Here is a 23485-nt window from a genome sequence, read left to right on the forward strand (position 1 = left end):
AAAACCAGCACTCTTGTGCTGGTTTTTTATAAATATTAAACATTAAATAACACGCGAAAATTGCTGCTGACGAGCCTTAGCGCGTAAGTATTTATCAAAACACATACAGATATTACGAATCAGCAAGCGCCCTCGCAATGTCACTTCAATATACTGTTCATCTACGGTCACGAGCTGATCATCAATAAAGGTTTGCAATAGCGCTAGATCTTGCTTGAAGTAGTCATGAAAACGAATACTAAAGCGACGCTCTATCATCTGCTTATCCAGCTTAAAGTTACACATAAGCTGCTTAATGACTTCACGGCGTAGTAAGTCATCACCATCAAGAGATAATCCTTTCCACAGTGCGTGACGCATTTCATCGACTTGCTGGTAATATTTTTTCAGATCTTTTTGGTTTTGAGCATAAGCATCGCCAATCATGGAGATAGCAGAAACACCAAAACCCACTAAGTCACAATCACCCTGAGTGGTGTAACCTTGGAAATTACGGTGTAAACGACCTTCACGCTGTGCAATCGCCAATTCATCATCTGGTAGTGCAAAGTGGTCCATACCAATAAATTGATACCCTGCATCGGTAAGAGTCTCAATCGTTTGCTGCAAAATGGCCATCTTCTCTTCAGCACGAGGCAAGTCAGCATCTTTGATTTTGCGCTGAGCAGCAAAAATATTTGGCATATGAGCGTAGTTAAACACAGACAAACGTCCAGGACGAATTTCTAATATGCGCTGTAGCGTTTTAGCAAAACTTTCTGCCGTTTGCTTTGGCAAGCCATAGACGAGGTCTAAGTTAGTTGAACGGAACCCCAGTTCCTTAGCGTGCTCAACTAAATCAACAATAAACTGTTCATCTTGTTCTCGATTAATCAGTTTTTGCACTTCTTTATTAAAGTCCTGCACACCAATACTGATGCGATTAAATCCTTCATAGTATAAGTGGTCGAGAATATTGAGCTCAATTTCACGTGGATCAATTTCAATACTGATTTCGGCATCACCAGAGAAATTAAACTCCTCATGCAAGATCCCCATAACCCGACTGATCTGTGCTTTGCTGAGGAATGTTGGTGTACCACCACCAAAATGTAGCTGCGTCACTTCCCGACCTTGCAGTAACGATGCGCGCTGACGAATTTCTAGCTCAAGGATATCAAGATATTCATCAGCCTTTTCAGGGTGACGAGTTACTATTTTATTGCAGCCACAGTAATAGCAAAGCTTGTGACAAAATGGGATGTGTACATAAAGCGAAAGAGGTCGTTCTGGGTATTCGGTACACGCCATATCATATTCAGCAATCGTAAACGCCTCATGAAACTCTAACGCCGTTGGATACGACGTATAACGAGGACCTGAGTAGTTGTACTTGTCTAAAATGGCTTGATCCCAAACGATCTGCTGACTTGGCACGACTGACAACGACATGATAATTCTTTCCGCTAAAAAACTATGACAAAAATATTTTGCCACATGACGTGCATACATCAGGTGGCAAATTAGAGAAATGAGGACTTAATGTTCGAATTTGCTAGCTTGATCACTAACTAGAAGGTATCGGTAAGTCACCGATACCTTAATTTGAATCAGACAAAATCTAGAGCATTGAGCCCTATTATGAATTACACCAATTGGATATTAATCTGATTATTCAACGGAGCGATGCGCTGTTGAAGACCTTTAAGCTCTTCAACAATGGCATCATTGAGACGCGACTCCGCTTTCATTCGGGCCAGATTCTGCTGCATTCTTTCACGCTTAGGCAAAGCTTGGCGCTCTTCACCACGCGCCATATCTTTTACAGTATGGTAAAGCTCAGAAAGAGCGGGATAAGCTTGGTCGAAGTCCTCAACTCTCTGCTCACCTTGAACATAATCCATAATGCAATAGATTCGAATTGAAGCTTCAGAGAGATCACATTGACCATTGATACCCGCCATACAAAGAACATTCACACTATCGAAGATGTTCGCGTTGCGTTTTTCAATCGCTAACATTTGATGGTGTGTCTGTAATGCTTTCTGTCTCTTCAACTTCAGCAGAAGGTAACCCGCGTAAGACGCTAAACCGATAATGATGATGGCACCAATAATGGCTAATAGGGTTACATTCATTACTTCACCTTAGTCTTTATATTGATTCAAATCGACGTCTTCAAACTGAGCCAACAACTCTTCATCAGTGTGAGCACGATGAGTCGTTGCTTTTGGCTGTTCTGGTTCTTCGACCTCAGTATCATCTTCTTCATCGAAGAGACCTAATTGCTTCATCAGAACTTCAATACGATCAAGTTTCTCATCCACGTATTTTTGTAGGCCAGCACCAAGCTTCTCACCGTTTTCAACACGATCGAGCAACACATTGAGCTGCGCATCATTTTCCAACATTTCCAGTTCTTGTTCTGCTGAAATACGACGTTGCTGTTTGGTCGGTTTTTTCTTCGCTTCAACCACCAATGGAATCTTCTTCTTGCTACCAAGACGAGGATCTCGCACCGTTTTACCGTGTTGATCTTTATGTGCAACAGCGTCAGAGTGGCGACTACCAGCTTTAAGACCTTTTTGCTTCTTCTGTTTCTTGCGCAGACGACCTTCTACATCCGCTTCACTGCGGTTACGGGTTACGATAATCTCTGCACTACTATTCATTCCAGGTTTTCTGGATTTCTTTGAGCGACTCATTACTGGGGCTTCCTCAGTAAAATTACATCATTGCCAATAAATTCAAGTTCGAGCTTGTCCCGCTCGGCCAGGAACTGGAAAGTCTCTCGACTAAAAAACACCACATGAGTCAAATCGCTCTTATAGTGCCATCCAGCAAACGCCTCTACGTTTTTGACCATCTTGGTCATTAAACCAATCCAGCCTCCAGGCTTAACTAAATTCAACCATTGCTGCCACACAGTGTGAGGATCATGCAGATGCTCTATCACTTCTGTCGCAGTCATAAAATCATACGTTTCGCTTAACACGCTTCTATCAGGATGGAAAAAGATGTCGTACAACGCAACTTGATGTCCGGCTTCTTCCAACATTATTGATAGGGTTGGCCCTGGGCCACAGCCAAAATCAAGTCCTCTCGATTGTGGCTCTAATCGTTTTATCATCGGGTCACCTACCCTAGATAGAAAACGACGATACCCCGCATCAGCAGGGTTATTTTCGTGTAAATCGTAAAACGCTTTTTCCCTCTCAGACGTTAATCGCTGTTCGGGATCCACGAAGACCAGCTGACAACGAGGACATTGAAGATAAGACCGAGATTTATCTTCAAAATATGCCTGACTTTCTTCATGATGGCATAAAGGACAAGTGTGCATAGCTGAGCTCCTCTAATGGGATGCGAAACATACCAGAAATCGCAATTAGAGTGGAGAGTTTACGTACAAATTCCCAAAAATTGATATAAAAATAGATAAAAAGCGGCAGAAAGACTGCCGCTATGCAAGTATTTACATCCGATCTACTCTTTTACTTCGATAAATGTCGCATCCGAATTATCTGAGATGTCACTTTCAGAATCTAACTTCAATTGGTAGTACTGATGGCGAATATAATAGCCAGGATAATTATAGGATTCATAAGATACATCACTGTCATCAGCTAACCCCTTTCGACGATAGAAAGTCGCATCTTCAGTAAACGTATCGCTACCATTATCATACTCAAGGTAGAGTGCAAAATTACGGTGGCGTAGGTAATAACCAGGGAACTTCACTGAAGCAAATGACACGCCACTGCCGTCAGCCAACCCTGGGACAGCATGAAACTCACTTGATGTCACAGGTTCAGGACTAGACTCTAACCACACACCATTTGCTCGATAGGATAAAACCGTATCAGGATAATTCAGCGGTTCAATTTGCACCGTATCAGCACGGACTATTTGCCATTGCTGCTGCGAATGTCCTTGCGTCTGATGCTTTTGGCTCTTAACGGGTAAAGAGACTAAAGTTTGCCCTGTTTGCGCATTATTAATGGCATATACAGACTCATCCTCTGACAGACTTTTCAAATTCCAATATTGGTTCAAGCTATCATGATTTGACCACAATACAGCGCCCACACCATTATTGGATGGTCCATCCCCCATATCTAATACCTTGTGGGTTGTCTCATGTTCAATCTGATATTTATCATCTAAGGTGTGGTGGAAAATAAAACGTTGAGTTAAGGAGTCATCGCATGGCTTTTGCACTAATGCTGAACCGTCGTAGCCATTGGAATGCAATGGTTGTAAGCATAAGTTTGTCTGCTCGTTTTTAACCACATACTCTCCTGACAATCCTGCAGTTCCCACACCTTCTGTTGTTGGTGTGACCTTTTCTATATTACCTTCATCGTCATAATACAACTTATCCATCGCTACACTGCGTCGGTACTCTCCTCCATCTGGTAAATCAGCATTGTGATACACCAAATACCATTGATCATGATATTGAATAATAGACTGGTGACTTGTAGGCGAGCTGACATCATCGGCATCAAGTATCGTCCCCTGATAAGTAAACGGCCCCATCGGGTTATCGGCAGTCGCATAATCAATACGTTCTGGCCAACTAGCAGCATAAGATAAATAGTAAATTCCGTTTCTCTCATGTAAATAAGGCGCTTCGGTAAAAGAAGGCACCTGATCAGTGTCGATACTCTCGATATCCCCATCAAGCTCAATCATATTGCTTTTCAATTTCGCCATCTTAATGATGCCGTCATCTGTTGCATTCCCCCAATACAGGTAAGCTTGACCATCTTTATCAATAAAAACAGTAGGGTCGATATCAAGGGTTTCGTTGGGGGTCATGCTATCCGTGACTAACGCTTGGCCAATAGCATCATGGAACGGGCCGGTTGGTGAATCACTCACAGCTACCCCGATACCAAACCACCCATCATCGTCATTATTTACCGGAACATACCAATAATATTTATCTCCTCGCTTAATCACTTGTCCCGCCCAAGCATCAGAAGATGCCCAGCTAAATTCATCCAGAGACAAAGCTTCACCATGATCCGTCCAATTCACGAGATCTTGCGAAGAAAAGACGTGCCAATCGTCCATTACGTAAGCGCTTTCATCAATATCAGCTTCATCATGCCCAGTGTAGATGTACACCGTATCATCGAACACGGCTGCCGCCGGATCTGCTGTATATATATGCTTAACAATCGGATTACTTGCGAAGGCTAAAGTGGAACTCAAAATATAAGTCAGTGTTGCAATCTTGCTAGAACAGGTAATGAAATTCATCCTATGTTCTCCCTAAATAGAATATCTGATTAACATTAAATCCAACGATTCAATGTCGATGCTTCAGACTCTTTTTTAGGGTTCTCACTTCCTGTGAAGCGGTATCAAGATAAAGCTAATAACCCGATTTCTAATACTCCCTGTTCAGTCCGAGAAACCGGTGAAGCGCTACTGGCACACTCTAAATTCGCCCTATCCTGTACAACAAGACCAACTACCCCATTAATCTCGATTTATCAGAATGATATGCCAATAATTCGAATCATTTCCATAATTGGGTCTGTAAGTTTATTCACTGTATGATGAGCAAATTAAGAATCAACGTGCATATATTGAAAGTTTGATATTCAGCCTCCGAATTAAATCAGGTCGAGAGCATCATTCCATTTCTTAGTCCCCTTCACCCCATCAAACACAAACCGCGAATTAGTCGATACATATAATTTCTTATAATAGTCATGATATAATGCTCGATTGTGCGTTGGAGCAATCGATATTTATTGCTCTAACACACAAAAATAGCTAAATATTTTTTATGTTAATTCAACCAATTATATTTATTGGTTTGCGGTAAAAGTCGACCATAAAGAAAGACTGACGTTAAACGTCAAGATGGAGTAATCAGAGTGAGCGCTAAAATTCATTACCAAAACACGCATTTTGTCACAAGTGCCCCAGACATCCGTCACCTACCTGCAGACGAAGGCATTGAAGTTGCCTTTGCTGGTCGATCTAATGCCGGAAAATCGAGTTCTTTAAACCGATTGACCAATCAAAAAAACTTAGCGAAAACAAGTAAAACACCAGGACGAACTCAGCTTATCAACTTATTTCACGTTACCGATGGTTGCCACATCGTTGACTTACCTGGATACGGATTTGCTCAAGTACCACTTGAGATGAAAAAGAAATGGCAAAAATCTTTAGGTGAATACTTACAGCAACGCCAATCACTAAAAGGTTTGGTTGTACTAATGGACATTCGCCACCCTATGAAAGATCTCGATCAACAATTAGTTCAATGGGCCATTGAATGTGCTATTCCGGTACAAGTCCTATTAACTAAAGCAGATAAGCTTAAAAGTGGCGCTCGTAAAGCTCAAGTACTCAAAGTTCGTAAAGATGCGGCCGCACTATTTGCTGGAGACGTACAAATTGATGCTTTCTCTTCGTTAAATGGTTTGGGTGTTGATGTACTGCGTAAGCGCTTAGATGAATGGTACGCTCCAATGCTGGAAGTAACAGAATCTGAAACAGACGAAAACATCAGTGAAGGGAATGAAGACTCTCAAGCGTAAACTGATAACACGATTTTCTAAAAACCTACCAGCTCTGGTAGGTTTTTTTATATCTGTATACCCAACTGGACCTCAAGGTTCAAGATTCAGAGCTTTATTCGTTCCTAGACTGTGTGACTGATGTTCAACGTAGAATAACTAAGTCTTCAAATCAGCGTCTTGTCTAAAAGAGAATACAGTCTCGCTGAAACAGCACTTTGAAGTGACGTGCGTATATGCATCTGATCCATATAAAAGTCCCCGCCGAAGCGGGGAAAAGGGAGAGAATGTTGAGATATTAATACTATTGCCTTAATAGCATTGACCCTATCATCATAAATTTCAATAACTCTCTTGTTCCAATTTGATCCATACTCACCAAAAGAAAGCACATTAAGATGCTGAATTTAAACAAATTAAACTCTTAACGCACTATTTTTAAGCATCTTGCTTTGCGCCTATAAATAATAAAACTGTGAATGAAGCTTTATTACAAAACTGTCAAATTCATTCAGTTTATTATTTGAATCAATTGGAAAGGATTTCAACCACAATAGTGGCTTGGTTAATCAATAGACAAAAGAAAATAAGAGAACGGTGTGGGATAAAATCAAAAATGAAGGTAGCAAGAAAGCTATATATTGCAAGGTATAGCGCACAATAAAAAACGCCCCAGTCAAAAACTGACTGGGGCGGCTGAATCAGCCTAATCCAATAACGTGAAACAAAAGGTCTGAAAGATAGAACATCTTACCTCTGTACCCTACGAGAGATAATGTACAACATTTGCTCAGAAATGAAAATACTTTTTGTAACTTTTTTTCATGAAAGTTTTGTTAAGTAACAGTGATTGAATTTTAATACCTTGTTTTTTAAAGCGACAAAAAAGTTTTTTTCTTTATATAAAAAAGCCAGCGACTGTGCGCTGGCTCATACTATTGAGGCAAATTAGTCAAAATTTAACCTAATGTGCTTGTTCCCAGTTATCACCATGCCCAGCTTCTGCCACAAGAGGAACATGCAGATCTGCAGCTGATTCCATCAATTCTTGTACTTTACTTTCAATTTCGGACAAACATGACTCATCAACTTCAAAAACCAATTCATCGTGTACTTGCATTAACAAAGTCACTCGACCATTGCCTTCTTGTTCTATCCATTCGTCGACCAATAACATCGCTTTCTTGATGATATCGGCTGCAGTGCCTTGCATAGGAGCATTAATCGCAGCACGCTCCGCAGCTTTGCGACGCATACCATTACGTGATTTAATTTCAGGTAGGTGCAAACGACGTCCATAAATGGTTTCGACATAACCCCGCTCAGCAGCTCGACTACGTGTATCTTCCATATACTGCATGACACCAGGATAGCGTTCGAAATAAGTATCCATATAATGTTGGGCTTCACCGCGTGGAATACCAAGCTGTTTTGCCAAACCAAAAGCACTCATGCCATAAATCAAGCCAAAGTTAACGGCCTTAGCTCGTCGACGTTGTTCACTCGTCACATTATCAATCGTAGTGCCTAGTATTTCAGCCGCTGTAGCAGCGTGAATATCTTTTCCATGCTTAAACGCATCCACGAGTGCTTTATCGCCAGAAAGATGCGCCATAATCCGCAACTCGATTTGCGAGTAGTCGACTGCCATGATCTTGCGGCCATGTGGCGCAACAAAAGCTTGGCGAATACGACGACCTTCTTCATTACGCACTGGTATATTTTGCAAGTTTGGATCGGTAGAAGACAAACGTCCTGTGGCTGTGACCGCTTGGTGATACGAAGTATGAACTCGTCCAGTTGCCGCATTAATCATCTTCGGCAATTTATCAGTGTACGTGGACTTGAGTTTCGCTAAACCTCGATATTCGAGAATCACTTTAGGTAATGGGTAATCTAACGCAAGTTCTTGCAGAACTTCTTCGTTAGTGGAAGGAGCACCTGACGGTGTCTTCTTCACAACAGGTAATTCCATTTTTTCAAATAGAATCGCTTGTAACTGCTTAGGTGAACCTAAATTGAATTCCTGACCTGCAATGTCAAACGCCTTTTGTTCTAGTTCATCCAATCGTTGAGCGATTTCTTGCGATTGAGCACCAAGCAACATGTCATCAATCAAGACCCCTGCTCTTTCCATACGAGAAAGCACAGGCACTAATGGCATTTCAATGTCTTGGTATACTTTTTGTAAAGCTTCATCTTCTTCAATAAGCGATTGCAACTGATGATGTAAACGCAAAGTAACATCGGCATCTTCTGCGGCATAAGGGGCGGCTTCATTTAAATCAATCTGATTGAAAGTAAGTTGCGCTTTACCTTTGCCTGCTACCTGTTCAAATGAAATACAACTATGCTGAAGAAAGCGTAATGCTAAGCTATCCATGTCATGTTTGCCGCCGACGCTATTGTAGACATAAGACGCCAACATGGTGTCATGTTTAATGCCTTGCATATGAATATCATAACGCGCTAAAACACTCGCATCATACTTCAAGTTCTGGCCGACTTTCGCCAAATTTGCATCTTCTAGCAACGGCTTAAGCTGGGCTAATACCCAATCACGATCTAATTGCTCTGGCGCATCTAAATAATCATGAGCAACAGGAACATAAGCAGCTTTTCCTTCTTCAATTGCAAAAGAAATTCCTACTAAATTCGCCACCATGTAGTCAAGGCTGTCAGTTTCCGTATCAAAAGCAAACTCTTTCGCAACTTTTAGTTTTTCAACCCACTGATTAAATTCATCTTTGGTCAGTACAGTTTGATATTGGCTACGATCTATTTTTACTGCAACAGATTCAACCGATTTTTTTTCTGGATCACTGTAGCGACCCGCTCCGGATTTTTCATCAGCAACAACAGTACCATCACCACCATCAAGTAACTCAGTTAACCAAGATTTAAATGCCATTTGACCATAGAGCTCAACCAACCGATCTTTTTCTGGCGTTTGCTTAAGTAGCGATTCTGGAGAAAATTCCATCTCGACATCGAGTTTAATGGTGGCCAACTCGTAAGATAAGTAAGCATTCTCACGATTGTCTTCAAGTTTCTTCGCCATCGTTTTTGAACCACGGAAACCCAAAGGTTCGATTTTATCTAAATTGGCGTACAGTTCATCTAAACCACCAATACCTTGTAATAAGGCTAAAGCCGTTTTTGCACCAACACCAGGAACTCCTGGTATGTTATCGACTTTGTCTCCCATAAGCGCAAGGTAATCGATGATCAATTCAGGTGGAATCCCAAATTTATCAATAACGCCTTCACGATCCATTACAACATTTGTCATGGTGTTAATTAAAGTCACGTTATCATCAACAAGCTGAGCCATGTCTTTATCTCCGGTACTGATAAGTACCGGCATACCTGCTTTAGATGCTTGGCTTGCCAACGTACCTATCACATCATCAGCTTCAACACCTGACTCACAAATCAGAGGTAAACCTAATGCCTTAATAATGTTATGTAACGGCTCAATTTGGCACCGAAGATCGTCAGGCATTGGTGGGCGATTAGCTTTGTACTCCGGATACATGTCATCGCGGAATGTTTTACCTTTTGCATCAAATACGACCGCAATACGATCTGAAGAGAATTGACGCATCATGCTGCGGACCATATTAACCACACCATATATGGCATTGGTTGGAATATCACCGTTACTCATCGTGCCTGGATAGGCGTGAAATGCACGATAGAGATAAGAAGAACCATCAATAAGAATGAGTGGGTTATCAGGTATGCGAGCCATAATTGTTTTGCTGTCCAAGTGAGATTATTGGTTAATGGGTAAGGATGCCACGACTGCTGCTTGGTTTCCATGTCCTAGCTCGTTTTACTCAATAAGATCACGTTGTTCAAATATTCTGCTAAACAACCCCACCCTGTGGATAAGTCTGTTTATATTTTTTATCCACTGGTTATCAAACCGTCTTTTAAACATCAAAAATAAAAACTATCTTGTTGTTTTTTAAATAAAAATAATTAGATCGATCTTTCTTTTTATGATCGATCTTCGATCACACTTTGTGGACAAGATTTTTACGCTATCGATTACTAAGCTGGGATCGAGATCAGATCCTATTGTTTGAAGTTTCAACGATTAAAAAGTTTACGCAAACGGTTGGTTGAAGAATTTGATGGCAAACGCCAAATCCGAGGCATAAAAAAAGCGACATCATAAGATGTCGCCTAGCAATACAGGTTAAAGCCAAATTTAATCAGCTTCACCATAAAGCCTAAATTACACTGGAAGCAATGTGAGCAATGTCGTGTCAAAAAGAACTTCCGTGGATTTAGAACAAAAATTGTAACGTTACCGAAATAAGAGCTTAAGTTACTTTCTCGTCTAAACCGCTACGTCATTCCCTAAGACATGGTTAATAATAATTATTCTCATTTAATAGTCAACACCTAAATGAGAAAAAGTCTCATTATTTTTTAGAGCCATACCATAAAAGAGATCTTGCTCTCAATTATTCGTGATATGAATCTTTAAAACAAAAAACGGGCTGACTACTAGTCAACCCGTTTGTTCTATCTTTACCCGACGGTAATGATTAAATAATAGAATTAGTCTCGTTTAAGGTACTGCGCTGTTTCCGCATTTTCTTGAGCTAACCATTCAGCAACATCTTTAGCAAAATACGTTAGGATTCCATCAGCACCAGCACGCTTAAAGCACAATAAAGATTCCATGATGGTTTCTTTCTCTTTCAGCCACCCATTCATAATCGCAGCTTTATGCATCGCATATTCACCAGATACTTGATAAGCGAACGTTGGCACTTGAAGTTCCGTTTTAACTCGACGAACAACGTCTAAATACGGCATACCAGGCTTAACCATGACCATATCGGCACCTTCGTTCACATCCATTGCAACTTCATGTAATGCTTCATCGCTATTAGCAGGATCCATTTGGTAGTTCTTCTTATCCGCACCTTTTAAATTTCTAGATGAGCCAACTGCATCACGGAAAGGACCATAGTAAACCGACGCATACTTCGCTGAATAGGCCATAATTTGAGTGTATATGTGTCCCGCTTTTTCTAATGCTTCACGGATTTTACCAATTCGGCCATCCATCATATCTGATGGAGCAACAACATCTGCACCTGCGGCAGCATGAGACAGAGCTTGCTTAACAAGCACTTCGGTTGTTTCTTCGTTCAGAACATACCCTGTTTCATCAATAATGCCATCCTGACCATGCGTAGTATAAGGGTCTAGAGCCACATCAGTAATAACCCCCATCTCTGGCACATGAGCTTTAAGCTCCCGCACAGCACGTTGCACTAAACCTTCTGGGTTATATGCTTCTGCAGCATCCAAGGTTTTCACATCTTGGTTCACGACAGGAAATAGCGCCAAAGCAGGCACACCAAGATTGGCTAGATATTGCGCTTCTTCAATAAGTAAATCGATAGATAAGCGATCAACGCCAGGCATTGATTCCACTTCTTCACGACGTCCTTTACCCATAAGCACGAAAACAGGATAGATAAGATCACTGACAGTCAGTGTATTTTCTGCAATAAGACGGCGGCTAAAATCATGTTTACGAATACGACGAGGACGACGGCCAGGGAATTGGCCTTGGATAGATATGGACACTAGACTCTCCTTCTTTATGACACGCACAGCACCAAAGATGCGGTGGTGGTTGAGCTTTATTTTGGAAGTGTTACCAAAATCATATCACTCTTAACTTTCTGTACCAGAGGAATAACGAAAAATCCTTCAATGATTCACAACGCTGACTAACGTATACTGCGAATAAATAACACCCAAGCAACGAGAGACCATCATGATAGATACTCATGCTCACATTTACGCTAAAGAATTCGATCACGATCGAGATGAGGTCGTAGAGCGCGCTATCGAACAAGGTATTGAACATATTCTGCTGCCGAATATCGACTTAGCGTCCATTGAACCGATGCTAGCAACAGAAGCCGCCTACCCAACTATCTGTCGTTCGATGATGGGGTTACACCCTTGTGACGTAAAACAGGATTATCAAACCACACTAAACACGATGTTAGCATGGTTCGATAAGCATCCTTTTATTGCTGTGGGGGAAATTGGGATTGATTTATATTGGGATCAAACGTTTAAAAAAGAACAGGAAATCGCCTTTATCAGTCAAATGCGCTGGGCAAAAGAAAAACAACTTCCGGTAGTGATCCACACGCGTGACTCAATGGAAGAAACCTTACAACTGGTTAAACAAGAACAAGATGGCAATCTTCGAGGAGTGTTCCACTGTTTCGGAGGCAGCATTGAGGAAGCTAAAGCGATTAACGATCTGGGCTTTCACCTAGGGTTAGGTGGGGTCTCTACATTTAAAAATGGTGGAATGGATAAAGTGATTCCCCATCTGGATATGGATTACGTCATTTTAGAAACAGACTGCCCTTACCTCGCTCCGGTTCCGCATCGAGGTAAACGTAACGAGCCATCCTACACTCGCCTCGTGCTCGATAGAATTGTGGAGTTAACGCCTTATTCAGCCGAAGAAATCGATACGATTACGACCCGTAATGCCAAGCATTTATTTCAGCTTTAACTCCCAATAAAAAAGCGACCAATTGGTCGCTTTTTTAAATCTATATCCATTCTATTCTTCTGCGCTTTCCGCTTCATCATCCATCTCATCTCTTCTTGTATAGAAACGAGCAAAGAACAGACCAATTTCAAACAACAAGCACATAGGCACAGCGAGTAATGTTTGTGAAATCATATCTGGAGGAGTTAAAAGCATACCAACAACAAAAGCACCGACCACGATGTATGGTCTCTTCTGTTTGAGGCTTTTTACATCTGTTGCGCCAGTCCAACACAATAAGATAATCGCAACAGGCACTTCAAAAGCGATCCCAAATGCCAAAAATAGAGCAAGAACAAAATCGAGATAACTGGTGATATCTGTCATATACTCTACCCCGCCAAGCGAAATAGCAGTAAAGAAACCGAACACAAGTGGAAATACGACAAAATACGCAAAGGAAACGCCGCAATAAAACAGTAATGAACTCGACATCAGAAGAGGAAAGATGAGGCGCCGTTCATGACGATATAAACCAGGAGCGATAAACGCCCAAACCTGATAAAGGATATAAGGTACAGAAATAAATACAGCCACAATTAATGTCAGTTTAAGTGGTGTAAACAGTGGAGAAGCCACATCGGTCGCAATCATACTCGCGCCATGAGGAAGACGATCCACTAATGGCCTTGAGATAAACTCATAGATATTATTAGAAAAATAGACCAGTGCCAGAAAGACCACTAATACTGCTGCAACACTGCGTAATAAGCGATTACGCAACTCAAGCAGATGAGTGATCAGAGGCTGAGTCTGCTCATTTTCAACTGAAGACATTAGAACCCCATAGAAACGGATCAAAAAGAGTTACCCTCAAACTACAGGTAACTCTCTAATAAAGGATTAGTCGGCTTTGTCGGTAACAGTAGATGAAGAAGCTGTTTTTTGAACGGTAGCTTCTTTTTCATCGGTTTCAGATGACGCTTCCGGCTGATTTTCATTTGCATAAGAACGCTGAACGTCTTGGGCTGATTTCTTCAGCTCATCCACCGTTTTTTGCAAGTCGGGAGAAAGGTCTTTCATCCCCATTTTTTCAGCTTTACGTAAATTCTCTTGTAACTCTTGAATCTTCAATTCTTGAGAAAGCTCATCCTTAACGCTATTCGCCATACTTTTCGCCGCACTAACAAATTTAGCAACGGAACGAATCGCATGAGGTAAACGTTCTGGACCGAGAACAACCAGAGCAACAACGGAGATTAATACCAGTTCCCAAAAACCGATATCAAACACTATCTATGCCTGCTCTTTATCTTTTTTAGTTTCTGCTGTGGTTGCAGATGCACTGTTTTGCTGTTCAATGTTTTTTGCTTCAAAATCTGCATCTTTCTTCGCAGCGTTAGAGTCTTCGTCTTCCATTGCTTTTTTGAAACCTTTAACAGCGCCGCCTAGATCACCACCGATGCCGCGTAGTTTTTTAGTGCCAAACAGCAGGATCACGATGACAGCAATAATAAGCAGTTGCCAAATACTGATTCCACCCATTTTCTATACCTCGGGTTATTACTTAACTGATTAATGTCTCGTTTAGCGGCGATAAGAGCGCCAGCTTAACAGCCAAAATAGAATACCGACTGTCCCACTACCTAAAGCAATTTGTTCCAAATTACTCGTAAACAAAATGGTAGAACAAACGATAAGTGTTGCACCCACACCAAAAAGAAATTTACCGGTTGCGTGTTGTCGCTTACTGTCTCGATATCCTTGGTAAAGCTGGTCGATGCGCTGATTCATCACTTTACCTTGTTTGAGGCTATCATAAAGTAGCTCTGGTAGCTCGGGTAATTTTTCCACCCAGTACGGTGCACGTTGTTTGACAGCATTTATTACTGCCTGAGGTCCAATTTGCTGCCTCATCCACTGTTCTAAGAAAGGTTTTGCCGTCTCCCACAAATCTAATTGCGGGTACAACTGGCGACCTAAGCCTTCCACATACAGTAAGGTTTTTTGCAAAAGAACTAACTGTGGTTGAACTTCCATATTAAAACGACGTGCGGTATTAAACAAATTCAATAACACATGACCAAAGGAAATTTCACATAGAGGTTTTGCAAATATAGGTTCACAAACAATCCGAATCGCGACTTCAAATTCATCAATGTTGGTGTCAAAAGGCACCCAACCCGAATCAACATGTAGTTGAGCCACTTTACGATAATCACGATTGAAGAAAGCTAAGAAGTTCTCGGCCAAATACCGTTTATCTTCGTTATTTAAGGTACCGACAATCCCACAATCGAGACCAATCCATTGTGGATTGTCCGGATGCTCTGGGCAAACAAACACATTGCCAGCATGCATGTCAGCATGGAAAAAGCTGTCACGAAATACTTGTGTGAAGAAAACACTGACACCACGCTCAGCGAGTAACTTCATATTCGTGCCATTGGCTTCTAACGTAGCAAGATCTGAGACCTGTATACCGTAAATACGTTCCGAAACCATGACAAATTGAGTGCTGTAGTCAGTATGTACTTCAGGAACATAGAGCTCTTCACTGCCTTCAAAGTTACGTCTTAATTGAATGGCATTGGCCGCTTCACGGCGCAAATCCAATTCATCTAACAGAGTTTTCTCGTATTCACGAATAACTTCAACGGGTTTCAAACGACGCGCATCTGGGACCGCTTTTGCTACAATACGAGCCAAGCGATACATCAGCTTAATATCGGCATCGATAACGGGTTGAATATCAGGGCGAATGACTTTTAATACAACATCTTGACCTGTTGCTTTCAGTTTCGCTGTATGGACTTGAGCGATCGAAGCTGACGCTAGCGGATTGATATCAAAATCGTCAAACCATGTGTCGATAGGACCACCAAGTTCAGACTCTATACGCTGTTTAGCCAATTCGCCATCAAAAGGAGAAACTCTATCTTGTAGCTGAGCAAGTTCATCTGCGATATGGGGGGGAAACAGATCACGTCTAGTTGACATCATCTGTCCCAACTTAATCCAAACAGGCCCTAACTCTTGTAAAGCGAGGCGTAAACGCTCACCTAATGGACGATCGGAGTGCTTATTTCTAATCCAGAATAGACCTTTACGGGCCAGTAACGGCGCCTTGGTTAACTCATGATTAGGTAAAAGCTCATCCACACCATATTCAAGTTGCACCTTAATGATGTGATAAAGTCGTTTCATTTCTGACAGGGTCATAGAGTTTCCAACAGTTGTTGAATTTTTGCCTCAACACGAGCAGCCTGGCTTTTCACTTCATCCACTTGATCGCAAAAATCGGCGATTTCTAGAGGTGCTGGTGCAATGCGCCACTCTTCCGTCAACACTTGCCCAAAATGTGCGTTGTGCTTATTCACACGATCTTGCACAAATTGGAAAATATCTTTGGAGCCTTGCACGACAGAATGAGCAACAACATCGCCGGTCACGCGAGATAACCACTCTTCAGGATTCGGCTTACAATCAGTCATCAACTGCGCGAATTTTTGCGCCAACTGAATATCGCCGTCTAACACCACTTTATCTTGCTTAATCAACTGTGTGATATTCGCCTGCTCTCGCAATTGTGGTAATACCGACAAATGTAGTGATAGATAGCAATCAGGCTGACCTTCATAGTCAGATAACACATCAATCTGCTGACTAAATATAAACGTCAGGGTTTTATTTATCTCTTTAAGGTGCAGCTGAATCACTTGACCTTTTAGTCGTGCTAAACGACGAACCAAATCTGGGTTATCGTTTATCAGAGTGTTAAGCGATGTTTCGATGACAGCTGTAACCAAAGGTACAAATGGCATAAGGCAACCTTAAAATTTATAACCACGGTGCAATGCAACGATCCCACCAGTTAAATTGAAATACTGCGTTTGTTCAAAGCCTGCGTCGTCCATCATCCCTTTCAACGTTTCTTGATCTGGGTGCATTCGAATCGATTCGGCAAGGTAACGGTAGCTTTCAGGATCGTTAGCAATCATTTGCCCCATTCTTGGTAAAATATGGAATGAGTATGCATCGTACACTTTTGATAAAGGTTCAAAAACAGGTTTAGAAAACTCTAAAATCAATAAGCGACCGCCTGGCTTCAGAACTCGAAACATGGAACGAATTGCTTTATCTTTGTCTGTCACATTACGTAGGCAAAAGCTAATGGTAATGCAGTCAAAGTAGTCATCTGGGAATGGCAGTTCTTCTGCATTCGCTTGTACATAGTGGACATTGCCAACAATGCCATGATCACGCAGCTTATCGCGCCCTACATTCAGCATTGAGTTGTTAATATCAGCAAGAACTACATGACCTTTCTCACCAACAATACGAGAAAATTTAGCGGTTAGGTCCCCAGTACCCCCGCCCAAATCGAGAATACGCTGGCCAGGTCGAGCACCGGCACAATCAATCGTAAAACGTTTCCATAACCGGTGAATGCCACCAGACATCAAATCGTTCATGATGTCGTATTTGGTCGCAACTGAAGTGAATACTTGGGCTACTTTGCTTGCTTTTTCTGATTTATTAACGGTTTCGAAACCGAAATGCGTTGTTTCTTGAGTCTCTTCTGAGTTCGAATTTACGCGGATGTCCGTCATTTCTTTTCCTCTTAGGCACAAGAGCCTAACTATCAAACTGCGACTGGGGGATGAGCTAGTTTACTTTATCCGTTGCCTGATGTCTTTCCGACAACGTATTTTCCTCATTCGCATCAAATTGAGAACGCTCAGCAATGCCGCTGCGAATAGAGCGTTTGATCTCTACTCCCAACTGCTTAAAACTTTCGGCCTGACGAATCGCATTCCCACGACCCGATACTAGCTTATTCATGGCGCCCTGATAATTTTGGTTAGCTCGGTCAAGCGATGTTCCCAAGCCTTCCATGTCTTCTACGAATAAACGCAGCTTATCGTACAACTTACTCGCTCTTTCAGCGATAATTTGTGCGTTTTGATTTTGCCGTTCATTACGCCATAGGTTATCAATAGTACGCAATGCAACCAATAGCGTTGTCGGACTTACTAAAATAATATTTTGCTCCATCGCATCATTCACCAAACTAGGATCGGCCTGAATAGCGACTTGGAACGCGGGTTCTACCGGAATAAACATCAACACATAATCCAGTGTTTTGATGCCTTTGAGTTGATGATAATCCTTCTGTCCTAACCCTTTTATATGACTACGAATTGAGAGCAAATGATCACGCAAAGCGCGTTCACGCTGCTCATCGGTTTCCGCATTAAAATAGCGTTCATAAGCGATCAGCGTCATTTTAGAATCGATGACGACTTGTTTATCGTTAGGTAAATAAACGATCACATCCGGTTGATAACGCTTACCGGCTTCGTTTTGCAAACTTACCTGTGTTTGATATTCATGGCCTTCACGTAATCCTGATTCCGAAAGCACTCGCGCTAAGACGACCTCACCCCAATTCCCTTGCTGTTTATTGTCACCTTTTAACGCTTCGGTCAGATTGACCGCTTCTTTCGCCATTTGTTCATTTAAACGCTGCAAGTTCTTTAATTCATGAACTAGGGTATGACGCTCTTTTGCTTCATGATTAAAGCTATCATTGACTTGCTTTTTAAACCCTTCCAATTGCTCGCGTAGCGGATTCAAAATCCCAGCCAAGCTTTGTTGGTTTTGTTGATCAACTTTGGCCGTTTTTGCTTCAAACAGCTGATTAGCAAGGTGTTCAAACTGCTGCTTTAAACGTTCTTCCGCTCGTTCTAGCAACGCCAATTTTTCTTGGTTAGATTCCAGCTGCTGTTGATGACGAGCTTGTTGTTCGTGTAATTGAACTTCCAGTTGGGCCTTCTGTTCACGAGCTTTATTTAAATCATCGGCATATTGCTGTCGTTCTTGTTTAACTGCTTCAAAATAACGCAGCTTTTCCAATGCTGCCATTACCTTACCGTGTGATTGTTTCAATTCATATTCAGCACGATCACGCTGACTATCCAAGTCCTCAAGCTCTTGCTGAGCCTCCTGAAGAGATCGTTTAAGCTGTTCAACTTGCTGCTGGTGCCAATGCGTTTGGCTTTCAAGTTGCTGTTCAAGCAGTTGCGACTTTAACTGCAACTTTTGCTTGATCCACCAGCTCGCAACACCCCCTGCAACAGCGGCACTAACTAGCGAAGACAAAAGCGTGAGTTGATGTTCAATGATCCATTGCATAATGACTGCTTACCCAGTTGTATTCTCTGTTGAAAATGGTATTTCCATACTGGATAAATGTCCAGTTTGTCGCACGATAAATCACCCTATAGACTAGATTTACTTACTTTTATTGGAACTCTTCTCATGAATGAACGCCGAGCCATCGGGCTGGGGTTATCTGCGGTGCTATTATGGTCAACAGTTGCAACTGCGTTTAAGCTAACTTTGGCTCAATTTACGCCTGTTCAAATGCTCACAGCAGCAAGCATTGTCTCTGCTCTTGCTTTAATCATTATTTGTCAATGTACCGGCCGTTTAAAACAGCTTCCTGCAACCTTTCTCTCTAATCCATGGTATTACTTATTGCTCGGATTAGTGAACCCTTTGGCCTATTACGTCACTTTATTCAAAGCCTATGATTTATTGCCAGCCTCTCAGGCTCAATCCATCAACTACAGTTGGGCGATTACTTTGACACTCATGGCCGCTTTTTTCTTAGGGCAAACGATTCGTAAACAAGATTGGATTGCATGCCTACTGAGTTATATCGGTGTGATTGTCATTGCCACCAAAGGCGATGTGTTGAGTCTTCAATTTGACAGCACCTCAGGTGTGGCCTTAGCGCTGTTCTCCACTTTACTATGGTCTGGTTATTGGATTCTGAATGCCAAAAATAAAGCTGACCCCATCATCAGCGTGTTATTAGGCTTTTTAGTCGCAATTCCATTTGCGATCATGTTAAGCCTTTACGAAGGTTCAGATTGGCACCATATCAATGGTGAAGGCTGGTTAGCTGTTACCTACGTGGGGCTATTTGAAATGGGTATTACCTTCGTTTTATGGTTAAGTGCTTTAAAAAATACCAATAACACGGCCCGAGTCAGCAACCTGATTTTTATATCCCCTTTTATTTCTCTGATTCTATTGGCCACCATCATTGGCGAAACCATCCACCCGTCAACATTAGTGGGGTTAGTGATGATCATTTGTGGTTTGGTTATTCAGCAATTCAAAAGTAAAAAAGCCTCTCAAGAAGCACCGTCTCAAGGGTAAAGAAAAAGCAGCATGGGTGACCAATGCTGCTTATTTCATTCTTCGATGTCGATATTATACACGTTGAAAGGGAATGACCATTCCAACCGTGATTGAGCTTGATCTAGGCTCGTTGATGAAGCTCTGAATCCTGCATCTTGAGGTCATTTGGGTATATTAGGTAATTTGCTCACGATAGAGCTTAGGACTAACCCCGGCTTTACGTTTGAATACACGAGAAAAATAGAGTGGATCGGAATACCCAACAATACGACCAATATGGTTAACTGAATAGTGAGTGGTCACTAACAACTGCTTGGCACGGCTAATACGCTGATCATCGCGCCATTGGGTAATGGTCATCTTCATCTCATCACGAAATAGATGCCCTAAGCGTGAAGGTGACAAACAAGCATGGGCAGCAACATCTTCTAAGGTGAAATCTTGATTTAAGTTCTGTGTCATGTAATTCATTGCTTCAATCACACGTGGATCAATGGGCTTAGTTACCACGTCTGGTTGAACGGTTTTACATCGGATTAAAAGCTGCTCTAATAAATTGATTGATAAGTCATTGCGATATGGCAAATCGGACTTTGCGGTATATTCAATATCAATAAACAACTCTTCTAATGGCTGGGTCACCGACAATGGTAATCCTTGAGTCACATAGACGCCGTTCACTTCTGTTGGCCAAGTCAGCCAATCATTCCAAAACGCACGAGGTCTAAAGTAGACCCAACGATGGAACCATGAAGCACTATCAGCACTACGCTGATACAAGTGAGCCGCACTTGGTGGGAAAAGTAAAATATCTCCGGCACGTACTTTGAACTCGTTTTCGCCAGAGAAAATAGACCCTTCACCTTTACTGGTAAAGTTAATGATGTAGCCTTTCATCCCATTAGGTCGTTCGATACGAAAATCGAGTTCATCCCCCTCAATAATAGGAGTCAGTCCGGCGACGAGATGAGCGTCAAAGTTATAACCCGGTTTTAATGGATCGGTGTTCTGCATACCAAAGGCTTCGTTGATGTTTATCGCTAGTGTATGTTGCACATCGACCAATTACGATTTTCTAGTTCACATTTTATCTAACACAATCCATTGAGTTGCTGAAAATGCTTCCCTGAACAGGTCTGTGCTTGCAGACTGAACTAAAAAGTCGCTCGGCAAGCCGTGTCGTCGTCGATGCCAATGATGATTTACTTCTGGTAAAGGAGTGCTTAGTTGGCCCACTGGCGATAAATCTTTGGCGTGAACCTCATGACGAATTTCAAGTCGCGTGGGAATACTATTGCGCGCCAGGTACTCTATTACTAGAGCCCCTTGATGGAAGTAGTAATTCATGTTTATGGAAAGCTGATCGACATGACTTATTTGCCCCCACTGCTCTACACGATCAGCGCGGTGTCGAAACTTCCATTGAACAGACTCTAAATTTATCGGTTGTCCATTATTTTCAATGATTAACCGACCTTCAAAAACAAGCGTATCACCATGCACAACCTGAAAAGTCGTCGGAGTAAGCCGTGCGACTCTCAGCTGCCAATGATCTTGTGCAATGGTGTAGCAACGATTGGGAGCTGATTCCTCACTAACCAATTTTACTACCTCAAGCCGATAGCCCCTTCTCAAATGAGAAAGGGCTAAGTTTACTTATACCAATATTAAATCAGTATTTAGATACCAGATGCTAAACGGTAGTACATGCTATTAGCTTTCAATTCAGTTTTGAACTGACGAATGTTAGTGTTTTCATCGATGACCACCATTTCCATACCCAGAATATCGGCATAGTCGCCCAATGTATCTAAGGTCACTGCTTGAGTGTAAACAGTATGGTGAGCACCGCCAGCATGAATCCACGCAGCAGCTGCAGTTTGGATATTAGGTTCTGGTTCCCATAGAGCATGTGCAACTGGAAGTTTTGGTAGGTCTGCAGGTGGCTCAACGGTATTGACCTTGCTAACCAACATGCGGAAACGGTTTCCTAAATCAATAACAGACACTGCCACGGCAGGCCCCGCTTGTCCAGAGAAGAGTAAACGAGGAACTTCACAACGAACACCGATAGTGTGTGTATGAATTTCAAGACGAGGCTTAGCTGCAGCAATCGATGGACAAACTTCCAACATGTGCGCGCCTAAAATTTGGCCGCGACCACCAAAGTTATAGGTGTAATCTTCCATAAATGAAGTACCGCCAGACAAACCTTGAGCCATCGTCTTCATGATGTGAGTCATCGCAGACGTTTTCCAGTCACCCTCACCGCCGTAACCATAACCTTTTGACATCAAGCGTTGGGTTGCAAGGCCAGGTAAGCTATCAATACCGGTTAAGTTTTCAAATGTATTGGTAAAGGCTTTCGCACCAACAGAAGTCAGAAAAGCTTCCATACCTGCTTCTAAGCGTGCTTCTTTTTGCATGATTTTCAGCAAATCACTGTCGTGCAGTAATTTTGGATCCATAACATAAGTTGATGCGTATTCATCTAAAAGACGAGAAACATCAGCGTCAGAGATAGAATTCACCGCTTCAGAAAGCTCACCTAAACCGTAAGCATTCACTTCATAACCGAATGCAATTTGTGCTGAAACTTTATTACCCTCAGTAACCGCTACTTGACGCATGTTGTCACCAAAACGAGCCACTTTTAGGTCGCGACCTGCTTGTTTACCTACGGCGGCACGACACCAGTTATCAATTTGATGGTGAACTTCAGGATCTTCCCAGTGGCCAACAACCACTTTGCGATCTAAACCTAAACGAGTACCAATGAAGCCAAATTCACGGTCACCGTGAGCACTTTGGTTCAGGTTCATGAAATCCATATCAATGGTATCCCAAGGGAGAGCTGCATTGAATTGAGTGTGCAAGTGTAAGAAAGGTTTGTTCAGTTCAGATAGACCGGCAATCCACATTTTTGCTGGAGAGAAAGTGTGCATCCAAAGTACTAAACCAAGACAGTCTGGGTCATTGTTCGCCGCACGACACACACCTAAAATTTCATCCGGTGTTTTTACAATGCCTTTTTCTACAATAGGCACTGAAATAGATTCAGCAGAATTCAAACCATTGACAATAGCACCGCTATCTTTAGCTACTTGTTGTAATACTTCAGGACCATAAAGATGTTGAGAACCGGTCACAAACCAGACTTGTTTATCATTAAATACTTTCATAACTTTCC

General features: G+C 42.0%; 21 protein-coding genes. 4 read left to right on the forward strand and 17 right to left on the reverse strand.

Features of this window, described 5'->3' with window-relative positions:
* Window positions 1-42: 42 nt before the first annotated feature.
* From hemN to I1A42_RS15945, 5 genes are all read right to left on the reverse strand, one after another.
* Window positions 43-1431: an oxygen-independent coproporphyrinogen III oxidase gene (gene hemN / locus I1A42_RS15925; RefSeq protein WP_196124029.1), complete on the reverse strand. Its 1389-nt coding sequence runs from the start codon at window positions 1429-1431 to the stop codon at window positions 43-45.
* Window positions 1432-1625: 194 nt separating this feature from the next.
* On the reverse strand, window positions 1626-2117 hold the full coding sequence (locus tag I1A42_RS15930; RefSeq protein ID WP_196124030.1) for a DUF2489 domain-containing protein: 492 nt from the start codon (window positions 2115-2117) through the stop codon (window positions 1626-1628).
* Window positions 2118-2126: 9 nt separating this feature from the next.
* Window positions 2127-2684, reverse strand: coding sequence for a Der GTPase-activating protein YihI (gene yihI / locus I1A42_RS15935; protein WP_196124031.1), 558 nt, complete (start codon window positions 2682-2684; stop codon window positions 2127-2129).
* Window positions 2684-3322 (reverse strand): class I SAM-dependent methyltransferase, encoded by a 639-nt coding sequence (locus tag I1A42_RS15940; protein WP_161156998.1) that lies wholly within the window; start codon window positions 3320-3322, stop codon window positions 2684-2686. The genes yihI and I1A42_RS15940 overlap by 1 nt, the downstream gene beginning before the upstream one ends.
* A 143-nt stretch (window positions 3323-3465) precedes the next feature.
* Window positions 3466-5250 carry a family 43 glycosylhydrolase gene (locus I1A42_RS15945; RefSeq protein ID WP_196124032.1) on the reverse strand — a complete coding sequence of 595 codons (1785 nt, stop codon included), beginning with the start codon at window positions 5248-5250 and terminating at the stop codon, window positions 3466-3468.
* Window positions 5251-5876: 626 nt separating this feature from the next.
* Between I1A42_RS15945 and yihA the strand changes: the two genes are divergently transcribed.
* On the forward strand, window positions 5877-6548 hold the full coding sequence (gene yihA, locus I1A42_RS15950; protein ID WP_161157000.1) for a ribosome biogenesis GTP-binding protein YihA/YsxC: 672 nt from the start codon (window positions 5877-5879) through the stop codon (window positions 6546-6548).
* Window positions 6549-7228: 680 nt separating this feature from the next.
* Here yihA and I1A42_RS25435 read toward each other — a convergent pair.
* The 3 genes from I1A42_RS25435 to hemB form a co-directional block, all read right to left on the reverse strand.
* Complete coding sequence (locus tag I1A42_RS25435) at window positions 7229-7276, reverse strand: hypothetical protein (protein WP_438356636.1); 48 nt, start codon at window positions 7274-7276, stop codon at window positions 7229-7231.
* 215 nt (window positions 7277-7491) lie between these two features.
* Window positions 7492-10281, reverse strand: coding sequence for a DNA polymerase I (gene polA, locus I1A42_RS15955; protein ID WP_196124033.1), 2790 nt, complete (start codon window positions 10279-10281; stop codon window positions 7492-7494).
* A gap of 821 nt (window positions 10282-11102) precedes the next feature.
* Window positions 11103-12146 carry a porphobilinogen synthase gene (hemB, locus tag I1A42_RS15960; RefSeq protein ID WP_196124034.1) on the reverse strand — a complete coding sequence of 348 codons (1044 nt, stop codon included), beginning with the start codon at window positions 12144-12146 and terminating at the stop codon, window positions 11103-11105.
* A 193-nt stretch (window positions 12147-12339) separates the two neighbouring features.
* Here hemB and I1A42_RS15965 point away from each other — a divergent pair, with 193 nt between their 5' ends.
* The gene (locus I1A42_RS15965; protein WP_196124035.1) at window positions 12340-13101 is read left to right on the forward strand and encodes a TatD family hydrolase; all 762 of its coding nucleotides are present in this window, start codon (window positions 12340-12342) and stop codon (window positions 13099-13101) included.
* Window positions 13102-13152: 51 nt separating this feature from the next.
* On the opposite strand, the gene tatC is transcribed toward I1A42_RS15965, so the two are convergent.
* The 7 genes from tatC to rmuC all read right to left on the reverse strand — a co-directional run bounded on the left by tatC (window position 13153) and on the right by rmuC (window position 19278).
* On the reverse strand, window positions 13153-13917 hold the full coding sequence (gene tatC / locus I1A42_RS15970) for a twin-arginine translocase subunit TatC (protein WP_196124036.1): 765 nt from the start codon (window positions 13915-13917) through the stop codon (window positions 13153-13155).
* A 66-nt stretch (window positions 13918-13983) separates the two neighbouring features.
* Window positions 13984-14373: a Sec-independent protein translocase protein TatB gene (gene tatB / locus I1A42_RS15975; RefSeq protein WP_161153737.1), complete on the reverse strand. Its 390-nt coding sequence runs from the start codon at window positions 14371-14373 to the stop codon at window positions 13984-13986.
* 3 nt (window positions 14374-14376) lie between these two features.
* Window positions 14377-14625, reverse strand: a complete 249-nt coding sequence (gene tatA / locus I1A42_RS15980; protein WP_161153738.1) for a Sec-independent protein translocase subunit TatA — start codon at window positions 14623-14625, stop codon at window positions 14377-14379.
* A gap of 42 nt (window positions 14626-14667) precedes the next feature.
* The gene (ubiB, locus tag I1A42_RS15985; protein ID WP_161153739.1) at window positions 14668-16302 is read right to left on the reverse strand and encodes a ubiquinone biosynthesis regulatory protein kinase UbiB; all 1635 of its coding nucleotides are present in this window, start codon (window positions 16300-16302) and stop codon (window positions 14668-14670) included.
* Window positions 16299-16904 (reverse strand): ubiquinone biosynthesis accessory factor UbiJ, encoded by a 606-nt coding sequence (locus I1A42_RS15990; RefSeq protein WP_161153740.1) that lies wholly within the window; start codon window positions 16902-16904, stop codon window positions 16299-16301. The genes ubiB and I1A42_RS15990 overlap by 4 nt, the downstream gene beginning before the upstream one ends.
* A 9-nt stretch (window positions 16905-16913) precedes the next feature.
* The gene (gene ubiE, locus I1A42_RS15995) at window positions 16914-17693 is read right to left on the reverse strand and encodes a bifunctional demethylmenaquinone methyltransferase/2-methoxy-6-polyprenyl-1,4-benzoquinol methylase UbiE (protein ID WP_161153741.1); all 780 of its coding nucleotides are present in this window, start codon (window positions 17691-17693) and stop codon (window positions 16914-16916) included.
* Between the two features lie 55 nt (window positions 17694-17748).
* A complete protein-coding gene (gene rmuC / locus I1A42_RS16000) occupies window positions 17749-19278 on the reverse strand; it encodes a DNA recombination protein RmuC (protein ID WP_196124037.1) in 1530 nt (509 codons plus the stop codon).
* Window positions 19279-19404: 126 nt separating this feature from the next.
* On the opposite strand from rmuC, the gene I1A42_RS16005 reads away from it, so the two are divergent.
* Window positions 19405-20313 (forward strand): DMT family transporter, encoded by a 909-nt coding sequence (locus I1A42_RS16005; protein ID WP_196124038.1) that lies wholly within the window; start codon window positions 19405-19407, stop codon window positions 20311-20313.
* A gap of 156 nt (window positions 20314-20469) precedes the next feature.
* Here the strand turns inward: I1A42_RS16005 and araC are convergent, their stop codons facing one another.
* Window positions 20470-21351, reverse strand: a complete 882-nt coding sequence (gene araC, locus I1A42_RS16010; RefSeq protein ID WP_345789711.1) for an arabinose operon transcriptional regulator AraC — start codon at window positions 21349-21351, stop codon at window positions 20470-20472.
* Between the two features lie 86 nt (window positions 21352-21437).
* Here araC and I1A42_RS16015 point away from each other — a divergent pair, with 86 nt between their 5' ends.
* The gene (locus I1A42_RS16015) at window positions 21438-21761 is read left to right on the forward strand and encodes a hypothetical protein (RefSeq protein WP_196124039.1); all 324 of its coding nucleotides are present in this window, start codon (window positions 21438-21440) and stop codon (window positions 21759-21761) included.
* Window positions 21762-21974: 213 nt separating this feature from the next.
* On the opposite strand, the gene araA is transcribed toward I1A42_RS16015, so the two are convergent.
* Window positions 21975-23477 carry an L-arabinose isomerase gene (gene araA / locus I1A42_RS16020; protein WP_196124040.1) on the reverse strand — a complete coding sequence of 501 codons (1503 nt, stop codon included), beginning with the start codon at window positions 23475-23477 and terminating at the stop codon, window positions 21975-21977.
* Between the last annotated feature and the right edge of the window lie 8 nt (window positions 23478-23485).

Source organism: Vibrio nitrifigilis (assembly GCF_015686695.1).
GTDB classification, from domain to species: Bacteria; Pseudomonadota; Gammaproteobacteria; order Enterobacterales; family Vibrionaceae; genus Vibrio; species Vibrio nitrifigilis.

What these genes read in the sequence shown, in the direction of transcription:
- I1A42_RS15965 (WP_196124035.1), top strand. Translation starts at nt 12,340, where the DNA reads ATGATAGATACTCATGCTCACATTTACGCTAAAGAATTCGATCACGAT.
- araA (WP_196124040.1), bottom strand. Translation starts at nt 23,477, where the DNA reads ATGAAAGTATTTAATGATAAACAAGTCTGGTTTGTGACCGGTTCTCAA.
- hemN (WP_196124029.1), bottom strand. Translation starts at nt 1,431, where the DNA reads ATGTCGTTGTCAGTCGTGCCAAGTCAGCAGATCGTTTGGGATCAAGCC.
- I1A42_RS15940 (WP_161156998.1), bottom strand. Translation starts at nt 3,322, where the DNA reads ATGCACACTTGTCCTTTATGCCATCATGAAGAAAGTCAGGCATATTTT.
- I1A42_RS15945 (WP_196124032.1), bottom strand. Translation starts at nt 5,250, where the DNA reads ATGAATTTCATTACCTGTTCTAGCAAGATTGCAACACTGACTTATATT.
- tatC (WP_196124036.1), bottom strand. Translation starts at nt 13,917, where the DNA reads ATGTCTTCAGTTGAAAATGAGCAGACTCAGCCTCTGATCACTCATCTG.
- I1A42_RS16005 (WP_196124038.1), top strand. Translation starts at nt 19,405, where the DNA reads ATGAATGAACGCCGAGCCATCGGGCTGGGGTTATCTGCGGTGCTATTA.
- rmuC (WP_196124037.1), bottom strand. Translation starts at nt 19,278, where the DNA reads ATGCAATGGATCATTGAACATCAACTCACGCTTTTGTCTTCGCTAGTT.
- ubiE (WP_161153741.1), bottom strand. Translation starts at nt 17,693, where the DNA reads ATGACGGACATCCGCGTAAATTCGAACTCAGAAGAGACTCAAGAAACA.
- ubiB (WP_161153739.1), bottom strand. Translation starts at nt 16,302, where the DNA reads ATGACCCTGTCAGAAATGAAACGACTTTATCACATCATTAAGGTGCAA.
- yihI (WP_196124031.1), bottom strand. Translation starts at nt 2,684, where the DNA reads ATGAGTCGCTCAAAGAAATCCAGAAAACCTGGAATGAATAGTAGTGCA.
- I1A42_RS15930 (WP_196124030.1), bottom strand. Translation starts at nt 2,117, where the DNA reads ATGAATGTAACCCTATTAGCCATTATTGGTGCCATCATCATTATCGGT.
- I1A42_RS15990 (WP_161153740.1), bottom strand. Translation starts at nt 16,904, where the DNA reads ATGCCATTTGTACCTTTGGTTACAGCTGTCATCGAAACATCGCTTAAC.
- tatA (WP_161153738.1), bottom strand. Translation starts at nt 14,625, where the DNA reads ATGGGTGGAATCAGTATTTGGCAACTGCTTATTATTGCTGTCATCGTG.
- polA (WP_196124033.1), bottom strand. Translation starts at nt 10,281, where the DNA reads ATGGCTCGCATACCTGATAACCCACTCATTCTTATTGATGGTTCTTCT.